This window comes from Caulobacter sp. 05T431 (assembly GCF_056665975.1).
Genome location: NZ_JBFTKU010000006.1, coordinates 179,177 through 192,695, shown reverse-complemented (window position 1 = coordinate 192,695; position 13,519 = coordinate 179,177). Strand labels below are relative to the sequence as shown.

The 13,519-nt window shown below is 69.1% G+C and carries 14 protein-coding genes; 5 read left to right on the top strand and 9 right to left on the bottom strand.

Annotated elements, in window-relative coordinates:
• The first annotated feature begins 760 nt into the window (after positions 1–760).
• Positions 761–1,141 (top strand): hypothetical protein, encoded by a 381-nt coding sequence (locus AC1U89_RS08305; RefSeq protein WP_479899240.1) that lies wholly within the window; start codon positions 761–763, stop codon positions 1,139–1,141.
• Here AC1U89_RS08305 and AC1U89_RS08300 read toward each other — a convergent pair.
• The 7 genes from AC1U89_RS08300 to AC1U89_RS08270 form a co-directional block, all read right to left on the bottom strand.
• On the bottom strand, positions 1,138–1,902 hold the full coding sequence (locus AC1U89_RS08300; protein WP_479899239.1) for an alpha/beta fold hydrolase: 765 nt from the start codon (positions 1,900–1,902) through the stop codon (positions 1,138–1,140). The genes AC1U89_RS08305 and AC1U89_RS08300 overlap by 4 nt on opposite strands.
• 65 nt (positions 1,903–1,967) lie before the next feature.
• On the bottom strand, positions 1,968–2,858 hold the full coding sequence (locus tag AC1U89_RS08295; RefSeq protein ID WP_479899238.1) for a pirin family protein: 891 nt from the start codon (positions 2,856–2,858) through the stop codon (positions 1,968–1,970).
• A gap of 90 nt (positions 2,859–2,948) precedes the next feature.
• Positions 2,949–3,362, bottom strand: coding sequence for a GFA family protein (locus tag AC1U89_RS08290; RefSeq protein ID WP_479899237.1), 414 nt, complete (start codon positions 3,360–3,362; stop codon positions 2,949–2,951).
• A gap of 42 nt (positions 3,363–3,404) precedes the next feature.
• Positions 3,405–3,887, bottom strand: a complete 483-nt coding sequence (locus AC1U89_RS08285) for an SRPBCC family protein (RefSeq protein ID WP_479899236.1) — start codon at positions 3,885–3,887, stop codon at positions 3,405–3,407.
• Positions 3,884–4,213, bottom strand: coding sequence for an ArsR/SmtB family transcription factor (locus AC1U89_RS08280; RefSeq protein WP_479899235.1), 330 nt, complete (start codon positions 4,211–4,213; stop codon positions 3,884–3,886). Before AC1U89_RS08280 ends, AC1U89_RS08285 begins: the two co-directional genes overlap by 4 nt.
• A 120-nt stretch (positions 4,214–4,333) precedes the next feature.
• Positions 4,334–4,663, bottom strand: coding sequence for a hypothetical protein (locus tag AC1U89_RS08275; protein ID WP_479899234.1), 330 nt, complete (start codon positions 4,661–4,663; stop codon positions 4,334–4,336).
• A gap of 5 nt (positions 4,664–4,668) precedes the next feature.
• Positions 4,669–5,166, bottom strand: a complete 498-nt coding sequence (locus AC1U89_RS08270; RefSeq protein WP_029914476.1) for an Lrp/AsnC family transcriptional regulator — start codon at positions 5,164–5,166, stop codon at positions 4,669–4,671.
• 142 nt (positions 5,167–5,308) lie between these two features.
• Here AC1U89_RS08270 and AC1U89_RS08265 point away from each other — a divergent pair, with 142 nt between their 5' ends.
• Entirely contained in the window at positions 5,309–8,737 is a 3,429-nt protein-coding gene (locus AC1U89_RS08265; protein WP_479899233.1) for an indolepyruvate ferredoxin oxidoreductase family protein, read from the top strand.
• Between the two features lie 179 nt (positions 8,738–8,916).
• Here the strand turns inward: AC1U89_RS08265 and AC1U89_RS08260 are convergent, their stop codons facing one another.
• On the bottom strand, positions 8,917–10,083 hold the full coding sequence (locus AC1U89_RS08260) for a hypothetical protein (protein WP_479899232.1): 1,167 nt from the start codon (positions 10,081–10,083) through the stop codon (positions 8,917–8,919).
• 154 nt (positions 10,084–10,237) lie between these two features.
• Between AC1U89_RS08260 and AC1U89_RS08255 the strand changes: the two genes are divergently transcribed.
• From AC1U89_RS08255 to AC1U89_RS08245, 3 genes are all read left to right on the top strand, one after another.
• The gene (locus AC1U89_RS08255; RefSeq protein WP_479899231.1) at positions 10,238–10,537 is read left to right on the top strand and encodes a hypothetical protein; all 300 of its coding nucleotides are present in this window, start codon (positions 10,238–10,240) and stop codon (positions 10,535–10,537) included.
• Between the two features lie 22 nt (positions 10,538–10,559).
• Positions 10,560–11,675: an NAD(P)/FAD-dependent oxidoreductase gene (locus tag AC1U89_RS08250; RefSeq protein ID WP_479899230.1), complete on the top strand. Its 1,116-nt coding sequence runs from the start codon at positions 10,560–10,562 to the stop codon at positions 11,673–11,675.
• Between the two features lie 82 nt (positions 11,676–11,757).
• Positions 11,758–12,129: a hypothetical protein gene (locus AC1U89_RS08245; RefSeq protein WP_029914468.1), complete on the top strand. Its 372-nt coding sequence runs from the start codon at positions 11,758–11,760 to the stop codon at positions 12,127–12,129.
• Between the two features lie 137 nt (positions 12,130–12,266).
• On the opposite strand, the gene AC1U89_RS08240 is transcribed toward AC1U89_RS08245, so the two are convergent.
• Positions 12,267–13,484: a PQQ-dependent sugar dehydrogenase gene (locus tag AC1U89_RS08240; RefSeq protein WP_479899229.1), complete on the bottom strand. Its 1,218-nt coding sequence runs from the start codon at positions 13,482–13,484 to the stop codon at positions 12,267–12,269.
• Between the last annotated feature and the right edge of the window lie 35 nt (positions 13,485–13,519).

The window sequence follows — 13,519 nt, the reverse complement described above, 5'->3', positions numbered from 1 at the left end:
GCGTCCGCCGATCCTTCGTCCCCTGGGCTTCGTCCCGATGTTTCAGGGAAACCTGCCCAGGACGCCCGAAGCGTCACTGAAGACCACCGACGAGCGCTTCCCGCTCGACCGCCCCTGTCGCACGTATCGGTCGCCGGCCGGACGTCCTCCCCACGACAGGGCGAGGACCAGTATGCGGGCGGTTTGAACGCGGCGGTGCTTGTGACGCTGCTTTTCTTGCAGGGCGTTGAGTTCTCTGGGGTTTGTTTTCGCGTTCGCGGGGATTGAGCGGGCTGTATCCCCGTCGAGGTTCCTTCGCCCAGCCCGGCACGCTGCAGCCTCCGAGAGATGTAAGGCTCACACCGACCAGAAGGTCGGCTTTCGACCCAGAGCGGATGTTGAAGAACGTCCACCGAACCCCTCTCTCTTAGAGAGAGGGAGGKGCCCATKGCGAAGCCATGGGAGGGTGAGTGGTTACACCCTCACCGAATGAAGCGCAGTCTTTCAGCAGGCCTTCGTCTGTTMGCCAAGATCCACGACCAGCAGGCGTGGCGCGCTCTTTCTGACACCTCGAAAGCGAGGTTGAACGTCTTGGGATTTGCCGGCCGATGGTGAAACCACTCACCCTCCCACCGCTTCGCGGCGGGCCCCTCCCTCTCTCAAAGAGAGAGGGGTTCCGAGGGCAGCTAACCACCCTTAGCTGACGTTCCGATGGTCGGCTCCCGGCGCGGAAGCCAGCGCCTGGGTCCCCATTCTCCGCCCGATGGCCTAGAACCCTCCGGTGAGCGACCCCCTTCCCATCCCCCGCGAAGACCTCGGCCCCAACATCGGTTTCGCCGAAGCCCAGGCGGCCGGCCTCTACGGCCGCGACTATCGCAAGGCGCTGGCCAGCGACGACGGCTTCCAGCGGCTGGACGCCGTGGAGCGGCTGGCCGGGGCCCGCGCGGCGCTGTCGGCCCAGGAGGTGGCGGTGATGGACATGGCCGCCGGGCGCGGCCACGCCCTGGCCGAGATCGTCCGCCTGACCGGCCGGGAGACCGCCTTCGTTGAGGCCCTGGTCCTGGGCGCCTGCGCCAAGCTGGTCGTCCACTACCAGGCCGTGGGCGACGCCGACGATGAGGTCGGGCCGGGGCCGCTCCGGCTGCCGAGGCCGTTCCTCTAGTCGGCGAAGAACGCCACCATCGCCTTCACGAACGTCGGATCGGCCACCGCCGAGCGGTGGTCGCCCTTCACCAGCAGCGAACGCGCGCCGGGGATCGCCGCCGCCAGCCGTTCGGGATGCACCGCCAGCGGGTCGGCGTCGCCGGCCGTGACCAGGGTCGGGGCGGTGATCCGGTCCAGCGCGATCGGCGCGGCGTGGACCACGCTGGCCTGGGCGGCCAGGGCCTTGCGGTCGGCGGCGAAGGCGTCGGCGAACTGGCGAAAGGCCAGGGCGGCCGGGTTGGAGATCGTGGCCGGGTCGTCGGCCAGCAGGGCCTCGACGATGGCCTGGTTCGGCACGTGGCGGGTGTCGACACCGCCGGTCGCCACCACGCCTTCGCCGACCCCGCCGGTGACCAGCCGGCGGATGCGCGGCTCCTGGCTGGCGGTGATCAGGCTGACGATGGCGCCCATCGAATAGCCGGCCAGGTCGACGGCCGGGACGCCCAGTTCATCGATCAGGGCCGAGACGTCCCGCGCCATCCTGGCTTCGCCGTAGAAGGCGGGATCGTGCGGCTTGTCCGAGGCGCCGTGGCCGCGGGCGTCGATGGTCACCACCTTGCGGCCGGCGTCGTACAGCCTGCTGATGACGCCCGGCGCCTTCCAGTTGATCATGCCGCTCGCGCCGAAGCCGTGATGCAGCAGCACCGGCGGCCGCGTCTCGTCTTCGCCATAGACCTGATAGGCGATGGTCAGGCCGTCAAAGCTGGTGAAGCTGGGCATGCGAGCAGTCTTTCAAACAATCGTTCGCATGCGTAGCAGGCCGCGAGCGGCGCTGTCGATACCGCCTAGGACATCRGCGGCGGCGGGGGCGGCGGCTCGGGCAGGGGCGTGAATTCCTGGTCGTCCAGGTCGGGCAGCTTCATGCGCTGGGCCTTCCAGTCGGCCTTGGCCTGCTCGATCCGCTCCCTGGACGAGGAGACGARGTTCCACTCGATGAAGCGCGGCCCCACCGGCTCGCCGCCCAGCAGCATGACGGTCGAGGGCTCCAGGGCCTCGAAGGTGATCGTCTCGCCCGGCTTGAACACCGCCATCTGGCCGGCGTGCAGCACCTGGCCGGCGGCCTCGACCTTGCCCGTGGCCACATAGGCGGCGCGCTCGGGATACTCGGCCGGCAGTCCGGCCTTGGCGCCGGCGGCCAGCTCCCAATGCACGTAGAACAGCGGCGAGAACACCGGCACCTTGGCCTCGACGCCGAACGCCTTGCCCGCCACCAGGGCGGCCTTCAGGCCGCCCTCCTCATAGACCGGCATCTCGTCGCGCGGGTGGTGCGAGAAGCGGGGAGCGATCTCCTCCTGGCCGTCGGGCAGGGCCACCCAGGCCTGGATGCCGTGCATCGGGCCGCCGAACTCGCGCAGGGTCTCGAAGCGCTCGGAGTGGGTGATGCCGCTGCCGGCCGTCATCCAGTTGACCTCGCCCGGACGGATGGCGATGTCGGAGCCGACGCTGTCCTTGTGGGTGATCTCGCCCTCGAACAGGTAGGTCAGGGTCGACAGCCCGATGTGCGGGTGCGGGCGCACGTCGACATTGCGCGGGAAGCCCGGCTCGAACTCGACCGGCCCCATGTGGTCGAAGAAGGTGAAGGGCCCCACCATCCGACGGCTGTGGAACGGCAGCACGCGCCCGACCTCGAAGCCGCCGAGGTCCTTGCGGCGCTGGTCGATGACGAGGTCGATCATGGGAAGGCTCCGAAGCGATGGAGCCCTTACTGTAGAAGGGAAGAGGCGCTTGCCTCTAGAAGAAAACGGGGGAGTCGCGGCGCTCGCCGCCTAGCCCGTCGGCATGCCCTCGAAGGCCTGGTGGCCGGACGGCACCGGATCCCAGGCAAAGCCGCTGGCGGTGAAGAAGGTCATGGCCGGGGCGTAGCGCTCAGGATCGTCCAGGCTGGCGGCGTGGATCGTGAACAGGTCGGCCATGGCCGGGAAGGCCAGATAGACCGGGGATCCGCAAGCGGGGCAGAAGGCGTGGGCCTTCACCGTGCCCAGGTCGCCCACGGCCTCCCAGCGCCGGGCCTCGCCCTGCAGGGTGACGGTCGCGTCCTTGAAGGTCAGGTACGAGCCGTGGCCCGTGCCGCTGACGCGCTGGCAGGTGCGGCACTGGCAGTCGGCCTGCACCATCGGCTCGCCGACGATGGAATAGCGCACGGCGCCGCACGCGCAGCCGCCCGTGAAGGGGTCGCTCATCGAAGTCTCCTGGTTGTCGGATTGGGGTAGGGGAGGGCGACCCTAGTGCTGGGTCTCGTCCTGTTCGGCCGTGCAGGTCTCCAGGCGCTCCATCACCACCTGCCAGCCCTTGCTCATGCCGTCGAAGGCGCTCTGGTTGCGCGGAAGGACGAAGCCGGAATGGACCAGACGCACGCGCGTGCCGGCCTCGCTGGCCGTCAGGGTCCAGGTGACCACGGTCTCCAGCGGCGCGCCGTAGCCGGTGTTGGCCGCGTGGCCGCCCTTCCAGCCATAGACCAGGCGCCGGTTCTCGACCGCCTCCAGCACCTGGCAGTGGATCACCCCGTCCCAGGACCCGCCCGGCGTGGTCTGGAAGGTGAAGCGACACCCCTCGACGGGCTCGAACCCGGTCGGCGCCATCAGCCATCGGGCCATCAGGGCGCCGTTGGTCAGGGCCTTCCAGACGGTGGAGGGCGCGTGCGGGAAGACCTCGTCGACGACGATCTCGTGGGTGTCAGGCCGGGTCTGGAGGGCCGCATCGCTCATGGGTCGATCTCCTGGAGAAGGTTGCGCAGGTCGGCGAACCGGTCGCGCCAGAACACGCCGTAGTGGGACATCCAGTCGACCAAGGGCGTCAGGCCCTCGGGCTGGGCGCGGTAGAAGACGTTGCGGCCCTCGGATCGGTCGGCGACCAGGCCGGCGGTCTTCAGCGACTTCAGGTGCTGGGACACCGCGCCCTGGCTGACGCCGGCATGCCGGGTCAGTTCGGCCACGGTGATCTCGTCGGACCGCGCGATGCGCTCGAAGACCGCCCGCCGCGTGGGGTCGGCCAGGGCGCGCATGACGCTGTCGATGGGGGCGGCTTCGATCATGGCTGATCAATTAGTAAAGGCTAATGCATTAGTCAATGCTAATTCGCTTGGACCAGGCCGAAACGAAAAACGCCGCGCTCGACCTTTCGGTGGGGCGCGGCGCCGTAAGAAGGCGGAATCTTAGAGGGAGGCCTCGGCCTCGGTCGCCGCGACGATCTGGAGGCACGCTTGTTCAACGATCGGATGGGCCCAGGCCTGGGCCGCATCATGCTTGCGGTCTTCCGCCTCGCGCACGTCCGGATGCCAAAGCGCGCGTCGGTCGCCGAGGGGGATGGCGTCCGTCTCGCTCGCGACGGCGACGAAGGCCAGCAGCGCGTCGCGCAACGCCGCGGGCTCGATGGAATCGTCGTGATAGCCAAAGAGCGCGACCGCCGTTTCGACCGGTCGCGCCTCGCCGTTGAGGAAAGCTGTGACTTGCCGTCGGATTTCCCGAAGGTCCTCCTCGTTCACCGATGTCAGCTMAGCGGGCTCACATACGGACTGACCAGACCCAGCGGCACGGCCGTGGAGTTCTTGACCCCGCGGATGACGATCCGGCTCTCGATGTTCGACACCAGGCCCAGCGACAGCAGCTTGTCGCGCAGGAATTCATCGAAGGCGCGCATGTCGCGGGTGACGATGCGCAGCTCGTAGTCGGCCGCGCCGGTCACGGTGGCGCACTGCACAACCTCTGCCCACTTGCCCACGGCCTGCTCGAAGACCTCAAGGTTTTCCTTGGTCGGCAGCGACAGCTTGGCGGTGCAATAGACCTCGAAGCCCAGGCCCAGCTTCTCGCGGTCCAGGATGGTCACGCGGCGCTGGATGACGCCCGCGTCCTCCAGCCTTTTGATGCGCCGCCAGCACGGGCTGGACGACAGGCCGACTCGTTCAGCGATCTCCGCAACGGACAGACCGGCGTCGTGTTGGATGAGATCGAGGATCTTGGCATCCACGGCGTCGAGTTGTTCGGACAAGAATTCCTCCCCCCAGAGGGTGATTGACGCGTTGATCTTGCGCAAAGCGGCCTTGAGTCGGGCAAACCTTGGGCAAACAATTTCCCCGCTTCTATAAGATATTGCTGAGCGGGCAGGAAGACCCCGGAGGAAAATTTTTGCTATGCGGCACTCGGAAATCACGCTCGACGACAAATATCTGCTCGAAGATGGTCGTGCGTTCATCACCGGCGTGCAGGCGCTCATCCGGGTCCTCCTCGACCGAAAGCGCCTGGACACCCGGGCCGGGCTGAACACCGCGGGCTTCCTTTCCGGCTATCGCGGCTCGCCCCTGGGCGGGCTGGACCAGCAGGCGGCGCGGATGTCCAAGCTGCTCACCGCCCACGACGTGGTCTTCAAGGAAGGCCTGAACGAGGACCTGGCCGCCACCGCCGTCTGGGGCAGCCAGCAGGCCAACCTGTTCCCGGGCGCGACTCACGACGGCGTCTTCGGCATGTGGTACGGCAAGGCCCCGGGCGTGGACCGCACCGGCGACGTGTTCAAGCACGCCAATTTCGCCGGCAGCTTCCCGACGGGCGGCGTGCTGGCCGTGGCCGGCGACGACCACGGCTGCAAGAGCTCGACCCTGCCGTCGCAGTCGGAGTTCGCCTTCCAGGACTTCGAGATGCCGGTGCTGTCGCCGGCCGACGTGCAGGAGGTGCTCGACTACGGCCTGCTGGGCATTTCGATGTCGCGGTTCTCGGGCCTGTGGACGGGCATGATCGCCCTGGCCGACACCATGGACTCGGGCGTGACCATCGACGTCTCGCTGGACCGCCACAAGCTGGTGGTCCCCGAATTCCCCATGCCGCCCGGCGGCCTGGGCATCCGGCTGAAGGATCAGCCGATGGAGAAGGAGCGCCGGCTCCGCCTGCACAAGATCCCCGCCGCCCTGGCCTTCGCCCGCGCCAACGGCGTAGACCGGGTGGTGCTGGGCGCCCACCACGTGCGCGTCGGCAAGGCGCGGCTGGGCATCGTCTGCCAGGGCCAGGCCTACAAGGACGTGCTGGAAGCCTTCACCGCCATGGGCATGACCCTGGAGGAGGCCTCGGACCTGGGCGTGTCGATCTACAAGGTCGGCATGCCGTGGCCTCTCGAGCCGCTGGGCCTGCGCGCCTTCGCCGCCGGCCTCGAGACCCTGATGGTCATCGAGCACAAGCGCGGCCTGATCGAGCCCCAGGCGCGCGCCGCGCTCTACGACCTGCCCGCCCAGGCCCGCCCCCGCATCATCGGCAAGGTCGACGAAAAGGGCGCGCCGCTGCTGTCGGAGCTGGGCTCGCTGTCGGTGGCCGAGATCGCCCTGGCCATCTACGACCGCCTGCCGGACGGCCCGCACATGGAGCGGGCCCAGGCCTATCTGAACCGCGTCTCGGCCGCCGGCGTCGCCGCCGTCAGCCTGGCCGCCGACCAGGCCCGCAAGCCGTTCTTCTGCTCGGGCTGCCCGCACAACACCTCGACCAAGCTGCCCGAGGGCAGCCGCGCCCTGGCCGGCATCGGCTGCCACTACATGGCCGGGTTCAACGACCCGATGACCGACCTGAACACCCACATGGGCGGCGAGGGTCTGACCTGGGTGGGCGCCGCGCCGTTCACCACCGAGAAGCACGTCTTCCAGAACCTGGGCGACGGCACCTACAACCACTCCGGCTCGCTGGCGATCCGAGCGGCGATCGCGGCCGGGGCCAACATCACCTACAAGCTGCTGTTCAACGACGCCGTGGCCATGACCGGCGGCCAGCGCGCCGAGAGCGGCTTCACCCCCGCCCAGATCACCCGCCAGCTGGCCAGCGAAGGCGTGGCCAGGACGGTGATCGTGGTCGACGAGCTGGAGCGCTACCAGGGCGTCACCGACCTGGCCCCCGGCGTCGAGGTCTTCCCGCGGTCCGAACTGATGACCGTGCAGAAGATGCTGCGCGACACGGCCGGCACGACGGTGCTCCTGTACGACCAGACCTGCGCCACCGAGAAGCGCCGCCGCCGCAAGCGCGGGACCATGGCCAAGGCCACTAAGCGGGTGTTCATCAACCCGCTGGTCTGCGAGGGCTGCGGCGACTGCTCGATCAAGTCCAACTGCGTGTCGGTGGAGCCGCTGAACACCGAGTTCGGCCGCAAGCGCAAGATCAACCAGTCGACCTGCAATCAGGACTACAGCTGCGTCGACGGCTTCTGCCCGTCGTTCATCACCCTGGAAGGGGCCGAGGGCGCCCAGGCCAAGAAGGCCCCGGCCCTGACGGCCGATTCCACGCCCCTGCCGGTGTTCGACGACTTCCACGGCGTGCGCCGGATCATCTTCACGGGCGTGGGCGGCACGGGCGTGACGACCGTGGCCTCGATCCTGGCCATGGCCGCCCACGTGGACGGTCGGGCCGGCAGCGTGGTCGACATGACCGGCCTGGCCCAGAAGGGCGGCTCGGTGTTCAGCCACGTCAAGATCGGCGAGACCGAGGAGACGGTGGTCGGCGGCCGCGTGCCCGCCGCCAGCGCCGACGTGCTGATCGCCTGCGACATGCTGGTGGCCGCCTCCCCGGAAGGCCTGTCGCTCTACGCCAAGGACCGCACCGCCGCCTTCGGCAACAGCGACTTCGCCCMCACGGCCGACTTCGTCACCAGCCGCGACATCCGCTTCGACAGCGGGGCCATGGCCCGGCGGATCAAGGGCGCGACCAAGGCCTTCGACGCCTGCCCGGCCCAGCACCTGGCCGAGACCCAGTTCGGCGACGCCATCTTCGCCAACATGATCATGGTCGGCTTCGCCTGGCAGCACGGGGTGATCCCGGTCTCCAGCCGCGCCATCTACCGCGCCATCAAGCTGAACGGCGTGGACTACGACGCCAACCTCGCCGCCTTCGAACTGGGCCGGAAGGTCGCTCACGATCCGTCATCGATGGGGCCGCGCGACGCCGACGTGCCGACGCCGGAGACGATGCCGCTGGACGAACTGATCGCCAAGCGGGCGGCCGATCTGACGGCCTATCAAAACGAGGCCTACGCCAAGCGCTACCTGGCCAAGATCGAGAAGGTCGCGGCGGCGGAAGCGGCGAACGGCGGCGGCGAGGCCCTGACCCGCGCGGCGGCCGTGAACCTCTACAAGCTGATGGCCTACAAGGACGAGTACKAGGTCGCCCGCCTCTATACCGACGGCCGCTTCAAGGCCGAGCTGGCCGGGACCTTCAAGGGCGGCAAGGCTAAGGTCTGGCTGGCCCCGCCGATCATCGGCGCCAAGAACAAGGACGGCACGCCGCGCAAGATGGCCTTCGGCGGCTGGATGCTGGACTACGCCTTCCCGATCATGGCGAAGATGAAGGGCCTGCGCGGCGGTCCGCTGGACGTGTTCGGCGCCACCGAGGAGCGCCGCATGGAGCGCGGCCTGATCGCCGACTACGAGGTGACCCTCGATCGCCTGGCCGGCGGCCTGACCGCCGAGCGCCTGCCCCTGGCGGCCCGCATCGCGGCGGTCCCGCAGGACATCCGCGGCTACGGCCACGTCAAGGACGCCTCGGTGGTCAAGGCCAAGGCCGAAGCGGCGACGCTGTGGAGCCAGTGGGAGGGGTAGGGGGACACCGGCCTCGCGCCTTCCTTCCAGTCGTCATCCCGGGCCTTGTGCCCGGGACCCCTCTGTCCGCCGCAGGTGCGGGAGGGGCGAACCGCTGGCGGTTCGCTTGCGCCTCACGTGCGAGCTGAACCAGGGGTCCCGGGCACAAGGCCCGGGATGACGAGCGAAAAGAGAAACGGCTACTTCTGCGCCGTTCCGTCCGCGCGGTCCGGCTTGATGCCGGTGGCGCGGATGTTGGTCACCGACTGCAGGGTGCCGAACCAGAACGGCGAGCCCAGCGAGACGGCCAGGCCGGTGATCGCCAGGCCCAGCAGGCTGAGGAAGATCTTCACCGTGACGCCCCAGCTGTCGCGCTTGAGCGCCTTGCAGCTCTTGCTCCAGTCCTGCGGCCGCTGTTGCAGCTGGCCGGGCGTGGGCCTGGCGCGGGGGTCGGTCCAGAGGTCGCAGATCGCCTCGTGGGTCCAGCCGATCGGCAGGGCCAGCTTCTGGCCGATGTCGGCGGCGCTCTGATCCTTGTCGCAGGCGCATTCGGCCGCGGCGCCGGAGGCGGGATCGGCGGTGGGATCGACAGCGGAGGCGTCGGCGCCCGGGTCCGACGCGCCCGGCGCCGCCTCGGCCTGTTGCGCCGCCAGCCTGTTCTGCAAGGCCTGGGCGGTCTCGGCGTCCTTGGCCGACTGCGAGGCCTGGGCCACCAGCCCGGCCCTGGCCACGGGGTCGCGCCACAGGTTGTCGATCAGCTGCAGCGAATTGACGTTGAAGGCGATGGCCACCGCGAATCCCGCCCAGAACGTCAGGCGATGGATCCAGCGCTTATAGGCGCCGCTGGTGCGGTCCATGGCCCCGTCGAACCAGGTGGCCACGTTGGTCTGGAACTTCTCGACCTTGCCCTCGGCCTCGTCGAGCATCGGCAGCAGGGCGTTCTTGAGGGCGTCGTTGTTCTCGATGCCGGCGACGGCGGTCTTCAGCTGGGTGAAGCTGAGATGGGCGGTGTCCGACGGCTTCAGCGTCTCGGTCAGGGCCACGGCGAAGGTCTTGCCGGGGATGTAGGACGGCGCGTTCTTCAGCAACGCCCCGCGCTTGGTGCAGTGGTCCTCGGCGGTCTGGTGCGACTTGAGGGCGCTGATCAGCGGGTGGTTCCATACCGAGCACATCTCGGGCGACCACTCGCCGGTCTTCTTCTCCGAGCCGTCGCCGCCCAGCAGGCTCTGCACCCGCGACAGCAGGTACTCGCTGCGTTTGTTGAGGAAGCTGGAGATGTATTCGTTGAGCGCCGTGACGAACAGGCTGACCAGCAGATAGACGAAGATCAGTCCGACCGCGACGTCGAGCGCTGCGCCGAAGTTCATGATGGCCCTTCCCTGAGGCGCCGACGCGTGACGACGGCGCGCCCTCAACCTTGTCGAGCAAGGGTTTCACAGCTCTCGAAAAAGGGCAATGAAGGTCGAGGCGGGGGCGGCCGCCGCCTCTGGCGCGTCGCGGCGGCCGTGCTAGGCTGACCGCATGAACAAGCCGGCTTCATCCAAGCCCGTCATGGTGACGCTCAGGCCCGAGGACGCCTTCGATCTCGGCGAGCGCGTGGCGCGGGGCGAGTTCGCGTCGCTGGACGAGGCGGTGGCGGCCGAGCTGGCCGATCTGAACTACCGGCGGGCCGTCGAGATCATGGGCGGCGACGACAAACTGGAAGCCTTGGTGACGAGGCTGGAGGCCGAGGGCGACCCGCGAGGGGGCGTCGAGGCCGAGGGCTTCTTCGCCGAACTCCGCGCGGGGCTGAAGCAGCGCTTGGACGCATCGCGCGAGTGAAGCGGCGGCTGGTGATCTCGGAATGACCCAAGAGTTCGATTTCGACGCCGTCGTGGTCGGCGCCGGCGCCGTGGGCCTGGCCTGCGGCTACGCCCTGTCCCAACGGGGCCTGGTCGTGGCGGTGCTGGAAGCCGAGGGGCACATCGGCCAGGGCGTGTCGTCGCGCAATTCCGAGGTGATCCACGGCGGGCTCTACTATCCGACCGGCTCGCTGAAGGCGCGGTTCTGCGTCCAGGGGCGGCGGTTGCTCTACGCGTTCCTCGACAGGCATCACATCGACTACAAGAAGTGCGGCAAGCTGGTGGTGGCCACCAACGAGGGCGAGATCCCCCAGCTGGAGGCGATCTTCCAGCAGGCGCTCGACAACGACGTCGAGGGCATGGAGCACCTGACCGGCGCCCAGGCGCGGGCGCTGGAGCCCGGCCTCAACGCCCACACCGCCCTGCTGTCGCCCGAGAGCGGCGTCTTCGCCAGCCACGACTACATGCTGGCCCTGCAGGGCGAGATCGAGGCGGCCGGCGGGGCGGTGGTGGTCAACACGCCGTTCGAGGGCGCGACGCCCCTGGCCGGCGGCGGCTTCACGGTGCGGATCGGCGGGGCCGAGACGGCGAGTCTGACCTGCCGCCTGCTGGTCACCGCGCCGGGACTTTCGTCGCAGGCCGTGGCCGCGACGATCGAAGGCTTCCCCGCCGACCAGATTCCCAAGGCCCACTACGGAAAAGGCGTCTATTTCCGGCTGGCGGCCAAGGCGCCGTTCCAGCGCCTGATCTATCCGCCGCCGATCCACGGGGCCCTGGGCACCCACTACCGCAACGACCTGGGCGGCCAGGCGGTGTTCGGGCCGGACCTGGAATATGTCCCGGCCCCTGACTATTCGGTCGACGAGGGCCGTCGCGCCGCCTTCGCCGCCTATATCCGCAAGTTCTGGCCGGACGTGCCGGAGGAGTTGCTGGTCCCCGACTACGCCGGGGTGCGGCCCAAGATCCACGGGCCGGACGAGCCCCAGCCCGACTTCCTGCTGAGCGGCGCCGAGACCCACGGGCTGGACGGGCTGATGGCCCTGTTCGGCATCGAGAGCCCGGGCCTGACCAGCTCGCTGGCGATCGGCGAAGAGGTCGCCGCGCGCCTGACGGCGTAGGGCCCAAACCCCAGTCCTGTCTCAAGTCCTGCCACCAACTCCCGCTTCGCGCGTTGCAATCTTGGCTTTTCAGGAGGGCGCGATGCTGGACGATTTCATCGACAGGCTGATCTCGCGGTTGATGGCGGGGGCGGGTCTGATCATGGCGGCGGCGATCGCCGCGGTGGCGGGAGCGATGGCGGTGTTCGCCTTCCTGGCCCAGTGGGTCGGTTCGGCCTGGTCCTATGCGATCGTGGCGATCACGGCCTCGGTGGTGGTCACGGTCTGGTCGCTGCTGCACAAGCGGCACCTGGCCCGCACGCGCCAGCCGCCGTTGGACAAGCGCGTGCTGGCGATGATGCAGGAGCATCCCACCGCCTCGTTCCTGGCCGGCATGGCGGCGGCGACGTTGCTGAAGGGCAAGCCGTCGCTGGCGGCGACGCTCTGGGAGGCGAGGAAGGGCAAGCCGAAGTAGGGCGGTGGCTCACGCACTTGCCCCCACCTGACGGCTTCGCCGTCTGTCCGCCCCCATAGGGGGCGGAGGACGCGCATCTTCCCCCTGTGGGKGAAGACGACCGCGAAGCGGTCCGTAGGGGGCAAGTGTTCGCCGCTCTAGCCCTTCGGAACCACCTTCAACACCCGCCCATCGTCCTCGTCGGTCACTAGGTACAGCGCCCCGTCCGGCCCCACGACCACGTCGCGGATGCGGAAGTTCAGCTCCGACAGCAGGCGCTCCTCGCCGACCACCTGGTGGTCCTTCAGCGTCAGCCGCACCAGGTAGCCCTTGAGCCCGCCAACGAACAGGCTGCCCTTCCAGGCCGGGAACAGGCCGCCGTTGTAGAAGGCCATGCCCGACGGGGCGATCACCGGGTCCCAGTAGTAGATCGGCTGCTCCATGCCCTCGTGCTGGGTGATGCCGTCGCCKATCGGCTTGCCCGAATAGTCCTCGCCATAGGTGATGGTCGGCCAGCCGTAGTCCTTGCCGGCCTTGGGGGTGTTGATCTCGTCGCCGCCCTTGGCGCCGTGCTCGACGGTCCACAGTTCGCCGGTCCACGGATTGATCGTCGCGCCCTGCAGGTTGCGGTGACCCTTGGACCAGATCTCGGGCTTGGCCTGCGGGTTGCCGACATAGGGGTTGTCGGCGGGGATCGAGCCGTCCGGGCGGATGCGGATCACCTTGCCCAGGGCCGCGTCCAGCTTCTGGGCCTGCATGCGGCCCGGGATGATCGAGCGCTCGCCCGTGGTGATGAACAGCGCCCCGTCGCGGGCGAAGGCCAGGCGGCCGCCGAAGTGCAGGGGCGAATCCATGGTCGGCATCTGCCGCCAGATCACCTGGACGTCCTCCAGCTTCGGCTGCGCGCCCAGCACCAGCTTGCCGCGCGCGGCGGTGGTGCCGTTGCCGCCCTCGCGGGGCTCGGCATAGGTCCAGTAGATCAGGCCGCTCTTGGCGTAGTCGGGGTCCAGCGCCACGTCGAACAGGCCGCCCTGGCCCTCGGCGAACACCGCCGGCAGGCCCGCGACGGCGGGCGACAGCTTGCCGTCGGTCCCGAGGATGCGCAGCCGGCCGGCGCGCTCGGTGACCAGCTTGGAGCCGTCGGGCAGGAAGGCCAGGCCCCAGGGGTGGTCCAGGCCCGTGGCCAGGGTCTCGACATGATAGGCCACGCCCAGCTTCTCCTCGGGCGCGCGGGTCTGCTGCGAGAAGGCCGGCTTCTGGTCCGGCGCGTTGGGCGGGCCGGTCTCGACGGGCGGATTGGGCTGGGCCTGGGTCGTGGTGGCGGGCGCGCACGCCGACAGGACCAGCGCGGCGAGGGCGAGATGGCGAAGACGCATGAAACTGTCCTGACGAGAGGGGCGAGGGGACGACG